Origin of the sequence: Embleya sp. NPDC020886 (assembly GCF_044333915.1) — a bacterium.
Classification (GTDB): Bacteria; Actinomycetota; Actinomycetes; order Streptomycetales; family Streptomycetaceae; genus Embleya.
Map to the genome: position 1 here is coordinate 395,843 of NZ_JBIRRX010000009.1, position 20,286 is coordinate 416,128.

Annotated in this window: 19 protein-coding genes; 11 read left to right on the forward strand and 8 right to left on the reverse strand. The window is 72.6% G+C overall.

Annotated elements, in window-relative coordinates; translation table 11 throughout:
* Positions 1-60: 60 nt before the first annotated feature.
* The gene (locus ACH4U8_RS29950; protein WP_395781424.1) at positions 61-1,260 is read right to left on the reverse strand and encodes an aromatic ring-hydroxylating dioxygenase subunit alpha; all 1,200 of its coding nucleotides are present in this window, start codon (positions 1,258-1,260) and stop codon (positions 61-63) included.
* A gap of 185 nt (positions 1,261-1,445) precedes the next feature.
* Here ACH4U8_RS29950 and ACH4U8_RS29955 point away from each other — a divergent pair, with 185 nt between their 5' ends.
* Positions 1,446-2,459 (forward strand): aldo/keto reductase, encoded by a 1,014-nt coding sequence (locus ACH4U8_RS29955; protein WP_395781426.1) that lies wholly within the window; start codon positions 1,446-1,448, stop codon positions 2,457-2,459.
* A gap of 117 nt (positions 2,460-2,576) precedes the next feature.
* Here ACH4U8_RS29955 and ACH4U8_RS29960 read toward each other — a convergent pair whose 3' ends face one another.
* From ACH4U8_RS29960 to ACH4U8_RS29990, 7 genes are all read right to left on the reverse strand, one after another.
* Positions 2,577-3,578 carry a hypothetical protein gene (locus ACH4U8_RS29960; RefSeq protein ID WP_395781428.1) on the reverse strand — a complete coding sequence of 334 codons (1,002 nt, stop codon included), beginning with the start codon at positions 3,576-3,578 and terminating at the stop codon, positions 2,577-2,579.
* A gap of 152 nt (positions 3,579-3,730) precedes the next feature.
* Positions 3,731-4,633, reverse strand: coding sequence for a helix-turn-helix domain-containing protein (locus tag ACH4U8_RS29965; protein WP_395781430.1), 903 nt, complete (start codon positions 4,631-4,633; stop codon positions 3,731-3,733).
* 143 nt (positions 4,634-4,776) lie between these two features.
* Positions 4,777-5,163, reverse strand: coding sequence for a VOC family protein (locus ACH4U8_RS29970; protein ID WP_360319807.1), 387 nt, complete (start codon positions 5,161-5,163; stop codon positions 4,777-4,779).
* 135 nt (positions 5,164-5,298) lie between these two features.
* The gene (locus ACH4U8_RS29975) at positions 5,299-5,688 is read right to left on the reverse strand and encodes a VOC family protein (protein ID WP_360319805.1); all 390 of its coding nucleotides are present in this window, start codon (positions 5,686-5,688) and stop codon (positions 5,299-5,301) included.
* Positions 5,673-7,130 (reverse strand): FGGY-family carbohydrate kinase, encoded by a 1,458-nt coding sequence (locus ACH4U8_RS29980; RefSeq protein WP_395781514.1) that lies wholly within the window; start codon positions 7,128-7,130, stop codon positions 5,673-5,675. Before ACH4U8_RS29980 ends, ACH4U8_RS29975 begins: the two co-directional genes overlap by 16 nt.
* Positions 7,131-7,132: 2 nt before the next feature.
* Positions 7,133-8,152, reverse strand: a complete 1,020-nt coding sequence (locus ACH4U8_RS29985) for an alcohol dehydrogenase catalytic domain-containing protein (protein ID WP_360319803.1) — start codon at positions 8,150-8,152, stop codon at positions 7,133-7,135.
* A gap of 72 nt (positions 8,153-8,224) precedes the next feature.
* Complete coding sequence (locus ACH4U8_RS29990; RefSeq protein WP_395781432.1) at positions 8,225-9,622, reverse strand: amidohydrolase family protein; 1,398 nt, start codon at positions 9,620-9,622, stop codon at positions 8,225-8,227.
* A 235-nt stretch (positions 9,623-9,857) separates the two neighbouring features.
* Between ACH4U8_RS29990 and ACH4U8_RS29995 the strand changes: the two genes are divergently transcribed.
* From ACH4U8_RS29995 to ACH4U8_RS30040, 10 genes are all read left to right on the forward strand, one after another.
* Entirely contained in the window at positions 9,858-11,372 is a 1,515-nt protein-coding gene (locus ACH4U8_RS29995; RefSeq protein ID WP_395781434.1) for an aldehyde dehydrogenase family protein, read from the forward strand.
* A gap of 103 nt (positions 11,373-11,475) precedes the next feature.
* The gene (locus ACH4U8_RS30000) at positions 11,476-11,961 is read left to right on the forward strand and encodes a VOC family protein (RefSeq protein WP_360319797.1); all 486 of its coding nucleotides are present in this window, start codon (positions 11,476-11,478) and stop codon (positions 11,959-11,961) included.
* On the forward strand, positions 11,961-12,692 hold the full coding sequence (locus tag ACH4U8_RS30005) for an FCD domain-containing protein (RefSeq protein WP_360319795.1): 732 nt from the start codon (positions 11,961-11,963) through the stop codon (positions 12,690-12,692). Before ACH4U8_RS30000 ends, ACH4U8_RS30005 begins: the two co-directional genes overlap by 1 nt.
* Positions 12,693-12,779: 87 nt before the next feature.
* Entirely contained in the window at positions 12,780-13,145 is a 366-nt protein-coding gene (locus ACH4U8_RS30010) for a cupin domain-containing protein (protein WP_360319793.1), read from the forward strand.
* A 294-nt stretch (positions 13,146-13,439) separates the two neighbouring features.
* Positions 13,440-14,519 (forward strand): BMP family ABC transporter substrate-binding protein, encoded by a 1,080-nt coding sequence (locus ACH4U8_RS30015; protein WP_360319791.1) that lies wholly within the window; start codon positions 13,440-13,442, stop codon positions 14,517-14,519.
* The gene (locus tag ACH4U8_RS30020) at positions 14,494-16,191 is read left to right on the forward strand and encodes an ABC transporter ATP-binding protein (RefSeq protein ID WP_395781436.1); all 1,698 of its coding nucleotides are present in this window, start codon (positions 14,494-14,496) and stop codon (positions 16,189-16,191) included. The genes ACH4U8_RS30015 and ACH4U8_RS30020 overlap by 26 nt, the downstream gene beginning before the upstream one ends.
* The gene (locus tag ACH4U8_RS30025) at positions 16,188-17,312 is read left to right on the forward strand and encodes an ABC transporter permease (RefSeq protein WP_395781438.1); all 1,125 of its coding nucleotides are present in this window, start codon (positions 16,188-16,190) and stop codon (positions 17,310-17,312) included. Before ACH4U8_RS30020 ends, ACH4U8_RS30025 begins: the two co-directional genes overlap by 4 nt.
* Positions 17,313-17,327: 15 nt before the next feature.
* A complete protein-coding gene (locus ACH4U8_RS30030; protein WP_360319785.1) occupies positions 17,328-18,236 on the forward strand; it encodes an ABC transporter permease in 909 nt (302 codons plus the stop codon).
* Positions 18,233-19,276 (forward strand): zinc-binding dehydrogenase, encoded by a 1,044-nt coding sequence (locus ACH4U8_RS30035; RefSeq protein WP_395781440.1) that lies wholly within the window; start codon positions 18,233-18,235, stop codon positions 19,274-19,276. The genes ACH4U8_RS30030 and ACH4U8_RS30035 overlap by 4 nt, the downstream gene beginning before the upstream one ends.
* Complete coding sequence (locus ACH4U8_RS30040) at positions 19,273-20,043, forward strand: sulfite exporter TauE/SafE family protein (protein WP_395781442.1); 771 nt, start codon at positions 19,273-19,275, stop codon at positions 20,041-20,043. Before ACH4U8_RS30035 ends, ACH4U8_RS30040 begins: the two co-directional genes overlap by 4 nt.
* Positions 20,044-20,286 lie beyond the last annotated feature (243 nt).

A 20,286-nucleotide genomic window follows, 5' to 3' on the forward strand; every position in this document is an offset into this window, starting at 1 on the left:
TGTGTCGGGTTGGTGTCGAACTGCCACGAGCCCAGGGCGGCGGCAGCGGCGATCGCTCGCTCAGTCGATCGCGCCGGTGAACTCGTCGGCCGCCAGCGGCGTGGCCACGTCCTCGCGGATCTGCCGCATCATGTGCTGTGCGCGGCCCTCCCAGGCACTGGGCGGCCCGACCCGATAGAACGGCGAACGCAGGTTCTCCATCAGCACGGTCACCATGTCCGTGTCCTCCTTGTTGGTCAGCTCCAGGTTGACCAACTCGCGCTCCTGGAGCTCGATGTCGTCGGTCAGCCCGTAGATCCGGGAGAACAGCCGGGTCCGGTCCGGTGCGATCGGGTCGGCGCGCACCATGATCAACTGGGACGCGTAGGGCAGCGGGGTGAGATTGGGGTAGACGAACTCCGCGTAGCTGCCGCGCAGATCCTCCTCGCCCAGGTCGGTACGCCCGAGCGACATGTCGTACGCGTCGCTGTGCGGCTTGTAACCGCTGGTGGTCCGACCCTCGAAGCGCACGATGGTGTCCATCTGCTTGCGCACCTTGTTCAGCCGCCGGTGCACGAACCGCACGTGGTAGTCGTCGTTGGAGTTCTCCACGAACGCCTTCCAGTTGAACGGGTACTCCTCGTCCAACTCGCGGTGATAGCGGTGGTACTCGCCGATCTTGTACGCCTGGTAGCGCGGCAACAGCGGCGCGATCCACTCCTCGAACGTCGGCGCCTTGTGCGACAGGCACGCGAAGACGAGCTTGTCGAAGGCCACATGCACCCGAATGGGCACCAGGCCGTACTGCTGCATCGGGAAGTCCGGACCGTACATCCGGTTCATGTCCGGAATCGACAGCAGCTTGCCGTCGAGACCGTAGGTCCAGGCGTGGTACGGGCACGCGAACGCCTTGCCGCAGTTGCCCGCCGGATCGAAGGCGACGCCCGAGGCCCGGTGCCGGCAGTTGTTCAGGAAACCCTTGATCGAGCCGTCCCGCTGCTTGACCACCAGCACCGACTGGCTGCCGATCCGCCCGGTGATGAAGTCGCCGGGGCGGCGCAGATCCTCCGTGTCGCCCAGCCACACCCACGAGCGGGCGAAGACCCGGATCATCTCCAGATCGAACAGATCCCGGTCCCAGACCTCCCACGGCTGCAACATCTCGCTCGGCAGGGGAGCGACCACGAGCCCGTCGCCCTCTCGCGTCGCCGCGGTCCGGCGAAGTTCCGCCACCCGCTCGTCCAGGGCACGTTCGGCAGCCCCAAGCTGGTCAGTCGGCACAGCTTCCTCCCCGTCACCTGGGATGTTTGCGATACAGCCGAAGGTAGGCGCCGGGAAACGGCCCCGATATGTGCTTCAGGCACGAACAAACGGCCCGTGCGCTGCGCCGGGACCACATCGGTGCACACGCGCGGTCGTGCCAGCCTCGGGGGAGGACGTGCGTGGATCACCTTTGGAGGGCACCCGTGGAGTACACCCCGCTAGGTCGCACCGGCATCCAGGTCAGCCGGTTGTGCCTGGGCACGATGATGTTCGGCGCGTGGGGCAACCCGGATCACGACGCGTGCGTACGGATGGTGCATCGCGCGCTCGACGCCGGGATCAACCTGGTGGACACCGCCGACGTGTACGCGTTCGGCGAGAGCGAGGCGATCCTGGCCAAGGCACTCAAGGGCCGGCGGGACGACGTGGTGCTGGCGACCAAGTTCGGCGAGGCGATGGACCCCGACGCGCCGCTGCGCCGCGGGGCCTCCCGGCGCTGGATCTTCCGCGCCGTGGAGGACAGCCTGCGCCGCCTGGAGACCGACCACCTCGACCTCTACCAAATGCACCGCCCCGACCCGAACACCGACCCGGACGAGACGCTCGGCGCCCTGACCGACCTGGTCCGCCAGGGCAAGGTGCGCGCGATCGGTTCCTCCGCGCTGCCCGCGGAGGGCATCGTCGAGGCCCGGTGGATCGCCGAGCGACGCGGCCACGAGCCCTTCGCGGTCGAGCAGTTGGCCTATTCGGCGTTCGCCCGCCACGCGGAGACGGCCGCACTGCCCACATGTGGGCGGTACGGCCTGGGCGTGCTGGTCTTCAGTCCGCTCAACGGCGGCTGGCTGACCGGCAAGTACCGCGCGGGCCAGAGTGTTTCGGCGGACTCGCGGGCGGTGCGCAACGCCGAGCACTTCGACCACGCGGACGCCGCCGTGCGGGCCGCGAAGACCGCGCTGGTCGAGGAATTCGCCGCCATCGCCGAGGACGCGGGCTGCTCGCTGCCGGAACTGGCACTGGCCTTCGCGCTGGCCCATCCCAACGTCACGTCGGCGATCATCGGCCCCCGCACCGAGACCCAACTGGAGTCGCAACTCGGCGCCTGTGCGGTCGAGTTGTCCCCGGAGATCCTCACCCGCCTGGACGCCCTGGTCGCCCCCGGCACCGACGTCAACCCGGCGGATTCGCCCTACCCACGCCCGATCCTGCACCGGGGGTGAGTGCCGCCGCGCCGGGGCAGGGGGAATGCCTTCGCCGGCCCGCCGGACTCCTGCTGCGGCCGGTCCGCCGGACTGCTACCGCCGCTCTCCTACCGCCCGATTCCCACCGCCGAACCGCTACCGCCGCCCTCCCATCGCCGTACTCCTGCCGCCGCCACCCAGACGGGCACGCAGCAGATTGGGATCGGTGGCGGTGAAGAAGGCCGCGCTGAGCACATACACCTCGCGCCCGCGCACCGCCACGGACGTGGGGTTCTGCAGCCCGTCGCCGGCGTCCAGGACGGTACTCACCGCACCGTCCGAGGTCACCCGCACGACCCGGTTCGGGGCGTTGATCGCGGCGAGCAGCTCGTCGCCGCGCCCGGTGAACGCGATGTCGTCGATGCCGATCAGGCCCGACGCCCTGACCTGGGGTGTTCCGGCCCGGTTGCCGGCGCGGATCGGAATGCGCAGCAGCGTGCCCCGGTCCAGGTTGGTCACCCACAGCGCGCCGTCGTGCACCTTCGCGCCGTCGGCCCCGAGGAAGCCGGAAGCGGCGAGTTCGGGGGCGGTGGACCACGCGGTCGGGGTGCCGCCGGCGACCGGGACGGTCCAGACCGTGCCGAGCACCGAGTCGGCGATGTAGAAGTGGCCGCCGCGCCGATCCAGGGCCAGCCCGTTGGGTACGCCGTCGGCGGGCAACGCGGCGATGCGCTGCGGGGCCCGGCCGGGACGGACGCGCCAGAGCCCGGTCAGGTCGGCGGTGCCGGCCGCGTACAACACGTACACCGTGCCGTCCGCCGTGCGCACGATGCCGGTGGTCATCGGCGCGTCGAGAGCCGGCGGGTGCGCTCCGGCGTCGGCGGGGGCGGGCAGCGTCGCCAGGATGTGCGTCCTGCCGAGTCCGTCGACCCGGGCCACCTGGCGGCTGCGGGCGAACACGACGTACGCCGAGCCGTCGGGCAACAGGTCGATGTTCTCCGCCTGTTGCCCGGCGGCCAGGTCGAAGTGCGCGGCGATCCGGACATCGGTCAGCGGCCCGCCGGTCGCCGGCGCGGCACCGGCCGGGGCGGTCGTGACGAAGGTGGTCGCGGCCAGTGCGACGGCCGCGACGGTGAGCTTGAGCTTGCGCTGGGACATGGTTCCTTCACTGTTTTCGGGCATGCGGCGGCCGAGGTACGGCGCCGTGGTCGGGCACGACATGGGGGATGGCAGGGGAGGGCGGTGGCAGGGCGCGCGGGATCGCCGGCGTACCGGCGCGGCACCGTCGCGGGCGCCGGGGAGAGCACGGTTCAGCCGGTGCGGGCCTGGTCCACGCCCGGACGCGGTGAGGTCGCCTCGCGGGATTCGGTGGCGTGCGCGAGCAGGGCCAGCGCGGTCGCCGACGGGGAGTCGGGCGCGGCCGTGGCCACCACCAGCGCCGGGCCGGTTCCCTGCGGGCTCTGCAACGTCTGCTGGGTGACGGTCAGCGTGCCGACCAGGGGATGGCGCATCTCGTAGTCGGCGACATGGCAGGCGACGATCCGATGGTCCGCCCACATCGCGGCGAACTCCCGGCTGCGCATCGTCAGTTCGCCGATCAACCGGGCCAGCGCGGCGTCTTCGGGATGGCGCCCGGCGGTCAGTCGCAGATTGCCGACCACGGTTCTGGCCTTGGCCTGCCAGTCGGCGTACAGGTCGCGGGTGTGCGGGTCGAGGAACACCATCGCGGTCAGGTTCGGCCGCCGACCCGGCTCGCTCGGACCGCCCGGGTCGAGATGGCCCGCGAACAGCGCGTGACCCTGCCGATTCCAGGCCAGCACGTCGCCACTGCGACCGATCGCGACGGCGGGCGTGCCGTCCAGGGCGGTCAGCAGGGCGATGGTGGACGCGGTGACGCGTTCCGGGCGTGGCCGACCGGCGGTGCCGCCGCGGCTCGGGGCGGTGGCCAGGAGGTGCAGGTGGGCCCGCTCGGAGTCGTTCAGGCGCAGGGCGTTCGCGATGGCGTCGAGCACCTCCCGCGACGCGTTGCGGGATTCGCCGCGCTCCAGGCGGGCGTAGTAGGGCGCGCTGATGCCCGCGAGCAGTGCCAACTCCTCGCGTCGCAGGCCCGGTACCCGACGCCGCTCACCGTAGGTGCGCAGCCCGACGTCCGCGGGGCGCAGCCGGCCCCGGCGGGCGCGGAGGAAGTCGGCGAGATGCCCGTTCGTGTTCATGCAGTCGAGTATGCGAACCATCGGCGCCGGGCGCCGCACCCTGCCGGGGTACGGATCCGCGCGGCGCCGATACGCCCGTACCCGCGATCCGGTGCGGATCGCGGGTACGGGTGCGCACGGCCGCCTCGGTGCGAGGCGCTACCTCACTTCTCCCACATCACGATCTGGTTGCCCCACGGGTCCAGGAACGAGGCGTGTTGTCCACCGAACTCCTCCCAGAAGCACTGCTCCCACAGCGCGGTCGCACCCAGCAGCACGGCCTTGTTCAGGTATTCGCTGGGTGCCGCGTCGACCAGGATGTACACCCGGGCGTGCAGTCCCGCGCGGGTCTGCTGGGGCAGCGGCGCCGGGTCGGGCACCTGGGCGACCTCGTCGTACAGGCCCAGGTGCAGCCCCTCGCCCGGCACGATCTGGTGGAAGACGCCCTGCGGGCGTGGGTTGATGGTCCAGCCGAACAGTTCGCGGTAGAACTCGGTGGTCGCGTCGATGTCGGGCGTGGGCATGTCGACGAAGACCAGGGTGTTGGTCATGCGGGGTCCTTTCCGGGGGGAACTCGGGTGCACCGAACGGGATCCGACGCGGCGTCGGACTCGGGGACGGGCGGGACGGGCGGGAGGGACGGGACGGACGGAACCGACAGGCGTCGGACTCGGGGACCGCCGGGGTCAGACCTGGTGGGCGTGGCCGTGGGTGAAGTACGTGCCCTTGTCGCGCCACAGCACGACCTCGTTGCCCCACGGGTCGCGGAACGCCGCGTAGCGGGCCTCGAACTCGGCCCACGGCTTCTCCTCCCACAACACGCTCGCGCCGGCGGCGACCGCCTTGTCGAGGTAGACGGGCGGCTCGTCGACCATCACGTAGATGCGCGGCACCGGACCCACCGCCGGGCTTGCCTCGCGGCGGATCCCGAGGTTGGGCTTGACGCCCGGGAGCACCTCGCTGAACTCGCCGGCGGGTCGCCGCTTGAAGTCCCAGTCGAACAGCGCCGCGTAGAAGGCCGAGGTGGCCTCCACGTCGGGGGTCGGCAGGTCCATGAAGATCACCGGATTGGGCACGTCGGCTCCTCGGAGCGAATCGGTTCGGATCGGATGGGTTCGGCGCACACCGGTTCGGCAGGCGTCGCCGCGGCGGGCGTCGCTTCGGCGCGGGCGGCAACGCCGGCCCCCGCGGGTACGGACACCCGCGCCTGTGCGGCGTCGCCGAGTTCGAGGAAGCGGCGCAGGCCGGTCGCGTACTCGGGGTGCGGTTCGGGCTCGAACACGGTCATCGCCGGGCGCGGCCAGTCGCCGGCCCGCCCGGCGCCGGGCGCGGGCCACCAGCGCGCCCCGGCCCCGGCGGCGAGCGCCGCGCCGTAGGCGGCCAGGTCGGTCTCCGCGGGCACCTCGACCGGCACGCCGAGCACGGCGGCCTTGATCGAGCACCACAGCGGGCTGCGCGCGGGCGATCCGGCGCAGACCAGGGTGGTCGGGCGGGCGCCGCGCGCGCTCAGTTCCAGGGCGATGTGCGCGAGCCCGTACGCGGCGCCTTCCAGGACCGCGCGGGCCAGTTCGCCGGGCCCGGCGCCCGCGCTCAGGCCGAAGACCTCGCCGCGCAACTCCCGGTTCCAGCGCGGTGCGCGCTCGCCCTCCAGATACGGCAACACCATTACGCCGCGGGCGCCCGGCGGCACGTGCGCGGCCAACCCGAGCAGGTCGCGCACGTCGCGCCCGGTGAGATCGCGCAGCCACTCCAGGATCAGCCCGTGCGCGGCCACCGGGCCGCCGACTATGTCGATCCCGGGCACCGCCGAGGGCAGCGCGTACGCGTCGGCGGCCGGCGAGCCCGCGGCCACCGCGACGGCGAGCCCACCGGTGCGTCCGCCGGGATCCATCGCCCGGCCGGGCCGGTCCAGGCCACCCGCCCAGAACGCCAGATACGCGTCCTGCGCGCCGGCCACCAGCGGCGTGCCCGCCGCGATGTCGTGCCCGGTGCCGACCGTGCCCAGCACCGACCCGGTCGGCACGATCGGCCCGTACCCGGTCAGCGGCGGATCCCCCGGCCAGCGGGCCTGCGCCCGCTCCGCGCCGAACCGCGCGGCCAGCCAGTCGTAGAGCTGCCACGCCCGCACGTCACTGCCGTGCTCGGCGCGCAACGCGGCGTGCTGCGCGTGGTGTTGCTCGACCGGCGAGCCGGTCGCGCCCGCCGGATGCCGGCAGGTCAGCGCCGACGCGGTGCCCGGTCGGGGCACCGCGTCGGGCACCGTGGTCGGGCTCTGCCCGCCCAGGCACAGTGCGGCGGGACGGGCCGCACCGGGCACCAGTGCGCGCAGTTCGGCGAGCGCCTGCGCGGTGGCGGCGAACCAGGCGTACGGATCGGCGCGGCCGGGCTCCCAGGTCGCCGCGCCGGGATAGCCGGCGGTGGCCGCGCCCAGGACGGCGCCGTCCGGATCGAGCGCGAGCGCGCGTACCGAGTTGCTCCCGACGTCGACGCCGACGACGACCGCGGGCGAGCCGGGCACGCTCAACCGCCCACGAGGACGCGATAGACCGGCGACTTCGCGGCCAGCCGGAAGGCGTCGTCGACCTCGGCGAGCGAGTAGGTCGCGGTGACCAGCGCGTCCAGTTCGGCGGCCAGGCGCCCGGAGGCGATGATCGCGGCGGCCTCGGTCCAGTCCTGCGGTTCCTGGCTGTACACACCCACGATGCTCAGCTCGTGATGGTGCACCAGGTCCGGACCGACCCCGGCCAGGACGTCCTTGGGGAAGGCGCCGAACAGCACCACGGTGCCGCCGTCGTCACACAGGGCCAGGGCGCTCTCCAGGGCGCCGGGGGCACCGGCGGTGACGAAGACGACGTCCTGTTTCCCGCCGGTGTCGGCGGCCTCCTGGGGGGTGCTCGTCCAGTCGGCGCCGGCCGCGCGGGCCTCGGCGAGCCGTTCGTCGCTGATGTCGATCAGGCCGACCGACGCGGCGCCCTTGAACCGGGCCAGGGCCAGATGCAGTCGGCCCATGTAACCGGCGCCGATCACCGCGACCCGGTCGCCGGCCCGCAGCCCGCCGAGTCGGGCCGAGTGGGCGACGCACGCCAACGGCTCGCCCATCGCGGCGTGCGCGATCGGCGCGTCGCCGGTGCGGAACGCCTGCAACGCCTTGACCCTGACGAACTCGGCGAAACCGGCGCCCATCGAGATGGTGCCGTCGGCCAGCGCGCCGCCCTGCGGTCGCTTGCACAGCGCGCTGCGCCCGCGCCGACACGAGGTGCAGGTGCCACAGCGGGTGAGCAGGTCGACGGTGACCGTGTCGCCGACGGCCGCGACCCCGGGCAGCCCGGCGACCGCGCTGCCGACCGCGACCACCTCGCCGGCGACCTCGTGCCCGGGGGCCACCGGGTAGATCGGCTTGGTGCCCAGGTAGAGCCGGCGCTCCATGGTGCACAGGCCCGCGAGGCCGACCCGGATCAGCACGTCCTCGGGCCCGACCTCGGGGACCGGCTCCTCGCGCAGATCGACCTGTTCGGGGGCGGTGACTACGGCAACTCGCATGTGGGACTCCTCGGTTGGCGAAATCTGTGGAATGCGGGTACGCGGTGGCCGGCGCGGCGCGCCGGGCGCGGATCAGTGCGCGGGCAGCGTCGGCCAGCGCGAGCGCAGCGGTACGCCGGCCCGGGCGAGCAGGGCCGTCGACGCGCGGCCGGCGAAGGTGCGCAGGGCCCGCTCGTCGACGGTCGTGCAGGTGTGGTCGCGGACCACGACCCGTCCGCCGATCAGCACGTCGCGCACCGAGCGGCCGTCCGAGGACCACACCAACTGCTGGGCGATGTCGCCGCGCGGGGTCCACTGCGGGCCGGTGGCGTCGTGCACCACCAGGTCGGCGTACTTGCCGGGTTCCAACGAGCCGATGCGATCGGCCATGCCGACCGCCTCGGCGCCGCCGATGGTGGCCAATTCCAATGCCTCGGCGGCGCCGGGGCCGGTGGGGTCGACCGCCATGTCCTTGGCCAGGCCCACCGCGAGCGCCGCGGTGCGCAGCAGGTCGGCCGAGTCGGCGGCGTTGCCCGCGTCGGTGCCCAGCGCGAGCCGGCCGCCGCGGCGCAACAACTCGGCGTGCCGCCCGGCGTGTGTGACGCCCTGGCCCAGCCGCAGATATGCCCACGGACAGTAGGCGACCGCGGTACGGTCCGCCAACAACGCCTCGACCTCGGCGTCGTCGAGCCACACCGCGTGCGCGAGCAGCAGGTGCGGGCCGAGCACCCCCAGGTCGGCCAGGTGCAACACGGGGCGACGCCCGGTGCGACGCAGGTAGTCGTCGGGGTCGGCGCCCGACGGCGACAGGTGCATCGTCATCCGGGCCCCGGTGCTCCGGGCCAAGTCGGCCGCGCCGCGCAGCAGTTCGTCGGAGGCCAGGCCGTGCCCGACCAGGGTGACCCAGCCCTCGACCGGCCCGCCGGCCGGGTAGGCGGCGACCAGTTCGGCGAGCCGGTCCACCACCTCGGCGGCCGGTGCGGCGAACGGCGCGCCGGGCACGTCCCAGCCCCACGCGCCGATCCCGCCGCGCACGCCGACCTCGGTCATCGCGGCGGCCACCCGGTGCGGGTGGGCCACGGTGCCGGCCTCGATGATGGTGGTGACGCCGTTGCGTACGCTCTCCACGCCGGCGAGCAGCGCGGAGAGTTCGTCGTCGCCCGGTCGGTGCGCCGCGTGCAGCGGCACCGCCCAGGTGTCGACCGAGGCGCCCGGCGGCAGGTCGTCCGGGATCCGGGCGCGGGCCAGTGGATCGCCGGTCTGGTGCAGGTGCGCGTTGACCATGCCCGGGGTGACCACGCAGTCGCTCGCGTCCCACTCCGGCGTGCCCGGCCAGCGTTCGCGCAGCTCGCCGGTGGCGCCGACGGCCACGATGCGCTCGCCCGCCACCGCGACCGTGCCGCCCAGCAGCACCTCGCGGCGCGCGTTCATGGTGACCACGTCACCGCCCACGACCAACAGGTCGGGCCGCGTCGGCCCGGTGCCGCTCACGTTGCTCTCACCTGCGAACTCGCCATGTCTGGGGACACTAGGCCCGGCGCCGTCCGCCGGCATCGTGGCCGGGAGCACAATCAAGTGGGCCCAGTACATGCCGGGGACACAATGCGAGCACAGGGCGACGAGGGCAAACCTGAACCGGTGCCGTGTCGGGCGAGGCTTCCAGGTTGCGGCGTCCGGCACGGCGTACGGCTCGAAGGTCCGTCCGCCGCGTCCAGGGAGTTGCCGCATGTCCGACACCACCAGCAGCGAGCCGCGCATCCGCGCCGAGTGGCTGCGTCCGGACCCGTACCCGCAGTTGATCGACGGGCGCGAGTCCTTCGACGGCGAGCCGCGCCCGGTGTTCGACCCCTCGACCGGCGGGCGGCCCGCCTCCTGGCTGGCGGCGAGCGACGCCGAGGTCGAGGCCGCGATCTCCGCCGCGCGCACCAGCTTCGACAGCAGGGTGTGGCGGCGCATGCCCGGCCCGCGCAAGGCCGAGGTGCTGGAAGCCGCCGCCGCGGCGATTCGGGCGGACGCCGGCCGGCTGGCCGCGCTGGAGGCGCTGGACACCGGGAAGGCGATCTCCGGGGCCCTGACGAACGACGTGTACGAGGCGGCCAACGCCTTCTCCTACGCCGCCGCGATCTGCCGCACCACGCACGGCGACGTGCGCCGCTCGTCCTTCCCGCCGGAGCTGCTGCCCGGGGGCGGTCCGGACCTGCTGACCCTGCGGCTGCGCGAACCGGCCGGTGTGGTGGCCGAGTTGTTGCCGTGGAACGGGCCGCTGATGACGGGCAGCCAGCGGATCGCCTCGGCGCTCGCGGCCGGCTGCTCGATCGTGGCCAAGCCGCCGGTGGACGCGGTGCTGACGCTGGTCGAGCTGGGCCGGATCCTGACCGCCGCCGGGTTGCCGGCGGGCGTGTTGAACATCGTGCTGGGCCCCGGCTCCACGGTCGGCGAGCGACTGATCACCGACCGGCGCATCGATCTGATCAGCCTGACCGGCGGCACCGAGACCGGCCGACACGTGCTGGCCGCCGCCGCGCGCAACCTGACCCCCGTACATCTGGAACTGGGCGGCAAATCCCCGGTCGTGGTGTTCGCGGACGCCGACCTGGACCAGGCGGTGGGCTGGGCGATGATGGCCGCGTTCGTGAACATGGGCGAGGTGTGCGTCGCGGGCAGTCGACTGCTGGTCGAGGAGTCGGTGTACGACCAGGTGGTGGAGGCGGTCGCGGCGGCGGCGGCCGGCCTGCCGGTGGGCGACGCGCTGCACCCGGACACCTTCATCGGACCCTTGATCAACGAACGGCACGCGGACCGGGTCCGCGGCTTCGTGCGCCGGGCACTGGACGCGGGCGACGCCACCGAGGTGGGCAAGCCGGGCCTTCCGGACGGCCTCCTGCCGACCTATGTCGCGCCGACCGTGCTGGGCCGGGTGCGTCGCGGTTGTGAGGTGGAACAGCAGGAGGTGTTCGGGCCGGTGCTGGCCGCGATGCCCTTCCGGGACGAGGCCGAGGCGCTGGCGTTGGCGAACGGGACCCAGTACGGGCTCAACGGCACCGTGTTCACCCGCGACATCGAGCGGGCGTTCCGCTTCTCGGACGGACTGGACTGCGGCGAGGTCAACGTGAACTGCCATTTCGCGCCGGACATGAACGGTGGGCGCGGCGAGCCGCGTCGGGCCAGTGGGTTCGCCCGGACCGGCGTGGACGCGTACACCCGGACCAAGGCCGTGAACGTCCAGGTGCACAGCGGGTGAAGCGTGGGGTTGTGCTGCGGGACCAATGACCACACCTGACCGAGCTTCATACCTTCTGATTGTCAGACCAACAGCCTGACCCACACCCTGAGGAGGCCCGATCGTGGCCGTTACCGGGATGAACCACGCGGTGCTGTACGTGCGCGACGCACACCGGACCGCCCGGTTCTACAACGAGGTGCTGGACTTCATCACCGTCATCGACGGCCCGCCCGGCAGCTACGTCTTCATGCGGGCGCCGGCCTCCGCGAACCACCACGACATCGCGTTCTTCACGATCGGTGCCGAGGCGGGCGACTCGCAGGCCGGCCGGCGCACCGTGGGCATGTACCACGTCGCGTGGGAGGTGCCCACCCTCGACGCGCTGGCCGAGGCCCGCGAACGCCTGGTGGCGGCGGGCGCGTTGATCGGCGCGAGCGACCACGGCGCGAACAAGAGCCTGTACGCCAAGGACCCCGACGGCCTCGAATTCGAGGTGATGTGGCTGGTCCCGCCCGCCCATTGGGGCGACGAGGAACACGAGGCGATCATCCGGCCGCTGGACCTGGACGCGGAACGCGAGCGGTTCGCGTCCCTGGCGGACGCGTAGTGCCCTTGCGGGCACCGGGGGACCGGATCCGGTTCGCCAAGGTCGCGCGACGCACGATCTCCGAAGAGGTCCGCGACGCGCTCCTGACGAGCGTGCGTGAGGGCGAACTGCGCCCGGGCGCCCAACTTCCCCCGGAACGCACCCTGTGCGAACAGTTCGGGGTGGCCCGCACCTCGGTGCGCGAGGCGATCCAGGGACTGGTCTCGCTCGGCTGCCTGGTCAAGCGCGGCAACCGGTTCTACGTCGCCGAGCGACTGCCCGGGGTGTCCTTCGACGCGGACGACGGCCGCAAACTGCGCGTCTCGGAACTGTTCGAGGTGCGCCAGGTCACCGAGGTGGCCATCGCCCGCCTGGCCGCCCTGCGGGCCGCACCCGACGAGCGGGCCGAGATCAGCGAACTCGCGGCCGGCTTCGACCCACAGATGACCCTGGAGGCGTTTCGCCGCCAGGACCGCCGCTTCCACGCGGCACTGGCCCGCGCGTGTGGCAACACCACACTGCGCGAGTTGTACGCGAAGGTGCTCGACGCGGTATTCGCGTCCGGCGACTTCGCCTCGCTGCTCGACGCCGAGGGCAACGCCGAGGCGGTCCGCCAGGTGATCGCCGAATCCTGCCGCTCGCATCGCGGCATCGCCGAGGCGGTCGCGGCGGGCATCCCCGACGCCGCCGCGCACGCCGCCGCCGACCATCTCGGCGAAGTGGAGCGGCAGATGACCGCCCGGATGTTCTAGGGCGTGTCCCCGGCCACACCCCGGCGTGGTCGGCCCGGGGCCGACCCGCCCGCACTGCGCGCATCAACCGGAGAGGACGGCCGTGACATGAGCGACATACAACGCGTATGGACCTTCGACGACAGCGAGTTCGTCGAGGTCAAGCCGGGATTTCGGCGCCGCGTCTACACCGGCGACGAGATGATGTTGACCCTGTGGCGGATCCGCGAGGGTTGCGGCCCCACTCCCTACGACGACCATCCCGAGCACGAGCAGTACGGCATGGTGCTCAAGGGCAAGCTGGACTTTCGCATCGACTCGGACGAACGCCGGGTGCTCGGCCCGGGTGACGTCTACTGGGCGCCCAAGGGCTGCGACCACGGGGACAGCCTGTTCATCGGCGACCCCGAGCACGGCGAGACCTGGATCCTGGACATCTTCACCCCGCCGCGCGACGAATACCGCAACGGCTGACCCACGCACCACCCGCGACCCGCCTCACCCGGGGGTCGCACCCGGGCAACTCCGCACCACTGTCGGACGGTCGCGCGCGCCGCAGGCGTCGCGCACCGACCCCCACCCGCTTCCGGGCCGGACATTCCCGCGCCACCGGAACGGGTCCCACCGCCGGACCGACACCCACCCCGGCCGCGACACTTCACCCCCGAACCCGGCACACCCACCGTGCCCGTCCGGGGTGCCGCGCACCCGTCGGTCCGTGTCGAACCAACGCGCCCTGATTCGTCTGGAGACCTTCCGATGAAGAACATGGTTCGAGTCATCGCGGCCTCGGTCATCATACCGGGACTGCTGGTCACCGCCTGTGGCGGTGGCTCCTCCTCCTCGTCGAGCCCCGCCGCGGCGCCCGCCTCGGCCGGTGCGCCCGGCGCCGGCACCCTCCCCGCCAACGAGCCCGACGTCAACAAGGACAACAAGGTCGTCATCGGGGTGATGAGCCCCGGCGACACCAAGGACAAGGGCTACTACCAAAGCTTCGTCGACGAGGCGAACGGCTATGCCGACGCCAACGGCTGGAAGCTCGTCGTGGTCGACAAGATCAACCCGGCCAACGCCGTCCAGCAGGCCCGCAACCTGTGTCGGCAGAAGGTCGACATGATCGCGATCGGCGCCAGCGAGCTCAAGGACGCGCTCAGCGCGGCCAAGGAACCGCAGTGCAAGGGTATCGCCTGGTACATCAGCGGCGGCCAGGGCGTGACCCAGACCCCCGAGTTCACCCAGTCCCTCGACTACATCAACGAGTCGCTGTACGTGGCCGGTTACGCGGCCGGCCTGATCCTCAAGGAGAACGGCGGCAAGAAGGCCGGCTACATCACCGGCCCCGACCTCCAGTTCGCCCGGGACGTGGCCAAGGCGTTCGAGGCCGGCATCAAGAAGGTCGTCCCGGACGCCGAGATGGTGCAGACCTACACCGGCGACTTCAACGACTCCGGCAAGGCCAAGGAGGCCGCCCAGGCGCAGATCAGCCAGGGCGTCAAGGTGATCTACCCCTACCTCGGCGGCGCCACCGACGTGGTCACCCAACTCGCCAACGAGAAGGGCGTCCCGGCGCTCACCCCCGGCACCGACCGCTGCTCGACGCCCGGCGCGCAGTACGCGGTGTCGGTGATCTTCAGCCCCGGCGCCTACTTCGCCGGCGCCCTGGAGGACTTCAAGAAGGGCACCCTGCGGATGGGCGTGGCCCGCGAATGGCACCTGGGCAAGGACCCGGTGCCCACGGTCAAGCTCTGCAAGCCCACCGGCGACCAGGAGCAGCAACTCAAGGCACTGATCCAGGACATCGGCAGCGGGAAGGTGAAGGTCGATGAGGCCGTCGCCGCAGGCAAGTGACACCGCCGTGACCCCACCCGCCGCGCGACCTCGAACGGGCGACGAACACCCGCCCGCACCCTCGGTACTCCCCGTCCCCGTCGTGCAACTGCTCGGCATCGGCAAGCGGTTCGGCGCGGTCCGGGCCTGCGAGGACGTCTCGCTGCGGGTACAGGCCGGCGAGATCCACGGCCTGCTCGGCGAGAACGGCGCGGGCAAGAGCACCCTGATGAAGATCCTGCTCGGCCTGGTCGTGCCGGACACCGGGCGGATCCTGCTGCACGGCGAACCGGCCGTGATCACCGACCCGTCGGCCGCCGCCGCACACGGAATCTCGATGGTGCACCAGCACTTCAGCCTGGTGGACCGGCTCAGCGTGTGGGAGAACGTGGTGCTCGGCGACCGGGGCCGGGTGGACCGGGACCGGGCCCGGACCCTGGTCCGCGAGGTCGGCGCGCGCTACGGCCTGGAGGTGGACCCCGACGCGTGCGTCGAGGACCTGTCCACCGGCCAGCGCCAACGCGTGGAGATCGTCAAGTGCCTGCGTCGGGACCCCGGCGTGCTCATCCTCGACGAGCCCACCTCGGTGCTCACCCTGGAGGAGTCGCGCGAACTGTTCACCGTGCTGCGCCGGGTGGTCGCCGACGAGGGCAGGGCGGTGATCCTGATCAGCCACAAGCTGGACGAGATCGTGCACGCCACCGACCGGGTCACCATCATGCGCCAGGGGCGCGTGGTGGCCCGCCGGGCCACCGCCGACACCGATGTGCGCTCACTGGCCCGGGAGATGGTCGGCCGCGAACTGTCCAAGTGGACCGCCGCGTCGGCGGTCGGCGCACTGGACGCGCTGATCGAACCCGGCACCGGCGAGCCGACCGGCGGCACCGCGCTGCTGGACGTACGCGAACCGGCCGCCGCACCCGCACCGGACCCCAGGCCGCCGGCCGGCGAGGTCCGGCTGCGGATCAGCGACGCGCACGCGAGCACCCTCGACCGGCGCCCGCTGCTGCGCGGCCTGACCCTGGAGGTGCGCGCCGGCGAGATCCTGGGCCTGGCCGGCGTCGAGGGCAACGGTCAGGCGGCGCTGGGCGATCTGCTCTCCAGCCTGCTCCCGCTCGGCACCGGCCGGGTCGAGGTGTGCGGCGTGCCGGTGGCCACCGGGCGACCCGGCGCGATGCACGCCGCCGGGGTCGGCATCGTGCCCGAGGACCGACACGTGTCCGGGTGCGTCCTGGACATGAGCGTCGCGGAGAACCTGCTCCTCGCGGACCTGTCCTCGGTGACCAGCCGAGGACTGCTCAGCCGGCGCCGGATGGCGGACCGGGCGCGGCAGTTGATCGAGGAATTCGAGATCGCCACACCCTCGCCGGACACCCCGATGCGGCAACTGTCCGGCGGCAACCAGCAAAAGGTGGTGTTGGCCCGCGAACTGGCGGCCCAACCGCAGGTATTGGTCGCCGCGCAGCCCACCCGGGGGCTGGACATCGGTGCGATCGAGTACATGACCGAGCGGTTGCACGCCGCGGCCCGATCCGGCATCGCGGTGCTGCTCCTGTCCACCGAACTGGGCGAGATCCTCACCCTCTCGCACCGTGTCGCGGTGATCCACCGCGGCGCCGTCGTCGGCGAGATGGACCGCGCCGACGTCGACACCGAACGACTGGGCCTGCTGATGGGAGGTCAGGCGGCATGACCCCGACCCTGATATCCGAACCCGCCCCGGCCCTCGCCGTGCCGCCGGCCGACCCGCGCCGCCGACCCCGGGTCGCCGACCTGGGCACCCCGTTGCTGTACGCGGCCTCGTTGTCCACCGCACTGGTCCTGGCCGGTCTGCTGATCGCGCTGGTCGGCCTGTCCCCCTGGGACGCGGCCCGCGCGATGTACGACGGCAGCCTGGCCGACGGCGCGGCCATCGGGCAGAGCATCGACCAGGCCGCACCGCTGCTCCTGGTCGCGATCGGTTCGGTGATCGCCGCCCGCGCGGGCATCTTCAACATCGGCCAGGAGGGCCAACTCCTGGTCGGCGCGAGCGTGGGCGCCGCGATCGCCCTGTTCACCCCGGGCCCCGGCCCGCTGGTGCTGATCCTGGCCCTGCTCGGCGCCGCCGTCGGCGGCGCCCTGTGGGCGGCGATCGCGGCCGTGCTCTTCTACTGGCGCGGTGTCGCGGTGGTGATCAGCACCCTGCTGCTGATCTTCGTCGCCAACCAGGCCGTCTCGTACGCGGTCAACTCGCCGTCGCTGCTGCGCGAGAAGGCGGTGGCCGGCCAGGTCACCACGTCGCAGACGGACATGCTGGCCGAGTCGGTCTGGCTGCCCCGGATCGGCGAATACCCCGACTTCAACATCGGCGCGGGCATCTTCATCGCGCTCGCGCTCGCCGCGGGCACCTCGGTGGTACTGGTCCGCAGCCGACTCGGCTTCCGGATACGGATGCTCGGCCTCAACCCCAAGGCCGCACACCGGGCGGGCGTCGGCGCGGTGCTGATCGGCGGCGGCGCGCTGCTCGCCTCCGGCGCGTTCGCCGGCCTCGCGGGCGGCGTGATGCTCACCGGCAGCGGCCACCGCATGCAGGACGGCTTCGCCGACAACGTCGGCTTCGACGGCCTGTTGGTGGCACTGGTGGCCCGGGACAAGCCGATGCTGGCCGTGCCCGTCGCGCTGTTCTTCGGGGCGCTGCGCGCGGGCGGCGGATTCCTGTCCGCGACCGGCGTGCCGCGCTACATCGTCGCCGTGGTCACCGCGCTCCTGGTGCTGGCCACGGTCTTTCCCGCCGCCTACGCCGAGGTGCGCCGCCGGCGCACCGCAGGCGCCTGAGACCAGGAGGTTGACATGATCGACGACCTTGCCATGGTCCTGGCCAGTTCGGTCCGACTCACCGTGCCGCTGGCCTTCGCGGCCTGCGGCGAGTACATCGCCGAACGGGCCGGCACGATCAACATCTCGGTCGAGGCGATGATGCTCGGCGGCGCGTTCAACGCCGTGTGGGGCGCCTCGTTGACCGGATCGGCGTCCTTCGGCCTGGTCTTCGGCATGCTCGCCGGGCTGGTCATCGGGTTCGTGCACGCCGAGTTCAGCCACCGTCTGTCGGTCAACACCTACGTGGTCGGGTTGGCCCTGAACGCGCTCGTGCTCGGCCTGACCAGCTTCCTGCTCGACTCGGTCGACCTGACCGGGCACCAAGTCGACGCGCTGAACATCCCCGTACTGTCCGATCTGCCGCTGCTGGGCCCGGTGTTGTTCGCCCACCGCTGGCCGGCCTATCTGCTGGTCGGGCTGATCCCGCTGGTGTGGTGGCTGGTCCAGCGCAGCCGGTTCGGCCTGGAACTGCGCGCCGCCGGGGAGAATCCCCAGTCGGCCGACGTGACCGGCATCGACGTACGCCGCCGGCGTCGGCAGAGCGTGCTCTTGTGCGGTGTGCTGGCCGGACTCGGCGGCGCCTACCTGGCGGTCGGCGAAGTCGGCGCGTTCAACCAGAACATGACCGCCGGTCGAGGCTTCGTGGTGATCGCCGCGGTGATCTTCGGCGGCTGGACCCTGCGCGGCACGATGGCCGGTTGTCTGGTGTTCGGCGCGGCCGACGCGATGCGGCTCGCGCTGCCTGCGCTGGGCGTGCACCTGAACTCCCAACTGCTGATCGCCGCCCCCTACCTGTTGGCGCTGCTCGCGATGATGTTCCTGGCCAAGACACACCGCCAACCGGCGGCCCTGGGCGCGCCGTTCGTCCGGGGGATCGTATGAGGGCCGTCCTGCACCGGGGCCACGGCGGGCCCGAGATCCTGGAACCGGTGTCCCTGCCCGATCCCGAACCGGGCCCCGGCGAGGTGCTGATCGCGGTGCGCGCGGCGGCGGTGAACCGACTCGACCTGCTCCAGCGGCGCGGCCCCGGCCTGCTGCCCCACTTCAGCCTCCCGCACGTGCCCGGCATGGACGTCGCGGGCGACGTCGTCGCGCTGGGCGCGGGAGTGCACCAACGTCGGGTCGGCGACCGGGTGTTGGTCAACCCGGCACTGCACTGCGGGCATTGCGCCGGGTGCCGGTCGGGGGACGACGCGTGGTGCGTGGGGTTGCGCGTGGTCGGCGGCAACCGGCCGGGCGGCTACGCCGAGTTGACGGTGGTACCGGCCGACCGCACGCATGCGATCCCGGCGACCCTGGACCATGTGGCTGCCGCGAGCCTGCCCACCGCGTACGGCATGGCCTGGCAGGGCCTGGTGGTGCGCGGCGGGTTGCGGGCCGGCGAGACGTTGATGGTGCACGGCGCGGGCAGCGGGATCAGCATCGCGGCGGTGCAACTGGCCCGGGCACTGGGCGCACGGGTGCTGGTCACCTCCGGTTCGCGGGCCAAACTCGACCGGATGGCCGAGCTGGGTGCCGACGTGCTGATCGACACCGCCACCTCGGACCTGGTGACCCGGGCCCGGGCGGCGACCGGCGGGGCCGGCGTCGACCTGGTGTTCGATCATGTCGGTCCGGCGTTGTTCCAGGCGTCGCTGCACGCGTTGCGGCCGCGCGGCCGGTTGGTCTTCTGCGGTGACACCACCGGGACTTCGGCGACCTTCGACCTGCCGCACGCCTTCCACACCGGGGTCACCCTGCTGGGCGCGGGCTCCTGCGGGGCGGCGGACTTCGCCACGATGGTCGATTTCTGCCTCGATCGCGCGCTGATCCCGGTCCCGGACACGAGCTACCCGCTCGCGGACGCCGCGCACGCACACCGCCGGGTGGCGAGCGGCGCCGCGTTCGGCAAGGTCACGCTGTTGCCCGGAAGTTCGGCATGAACCCCGCCGAGGCTCTGCTCGTGCTCGTGGCGGGCCTCGGCGCGGGCACGGTCAACACGGTGGTGGGCTCCGGCTCGTTGCTGACCTTTCCGGTGTTGCTCGCGCTGGGTTATCCGCCGGTGGTGGCCAACGTCTCCAACACGATCGGGCTCACCCCCGGCTCGATCAGCGGTGCACTCGGCTATCGACGCGAACTGGCCGCGCAGTCCGCCCGGTTGCTTCCGCTGTCGATCGCCGCCGTGCTCGGCGGGGTGAGCGGCGGGCTGCTCCTGCTGGGCCTGCCGCCGGGTGCGTTCCGCGCCGTGGTCCCGGCACTGGTACTGCTCGCCGCACTCCTGATGGCGGCGCAACCGTGGTTGTCCCGACGACTGCGCGCACGGCGCGAACGGCGCGCTACCCCCGAGGGCGGCACCGGTGTCGGCGCGGCGCTGCTCGCGGCGGTGTTCACGGTCAGCGTGTACGGCGGCTACTTCGGCGCCGCACAGGGCGTACTCCTGCTCGCCCTCCTCGCCACGCTCCTGGACGAGGACCTGAACCGGCTCAACGGCCTCAAGAACCTCCTCCAGGCCCTGGTCAACCTGGTGGCCGCGGTGCTGTTCACCATCACCGCCGAAGTCGCCTGGTACCCGGTGCTGTTGCTCGCCCTCGGCTCGGTGGCCGGCGGCCGCCTCGGCGCCCTCCTCGGCCGCAACATCCCGGCCCCGGCCCTGCGCACCCTGGTGGTCGCGATCGGCACCACAGTCGGCCTGGCCCTCCTCCTCACCTGACCCCACCCACCCACCCGCCTCCCCACCGGCCCGTCGAGCCACCCGCCCAGCCCGAGCCACCCGCCCCGCCCACCCGCCTCCCCACCGGCCCGTCGAGCCACCCGCCCAGGTCCGAGCCGCCCGTCCCGCCCGCCCCACCGGTCCGTCGAACCATCCGTTCAGGTCCGAGCCGCCCGCCCCGCCCGCCCGTTTCCCCACCGGTCCGTCGAGCCATCCGCCCAGGTCCGAGCGACCCGTCCCGCC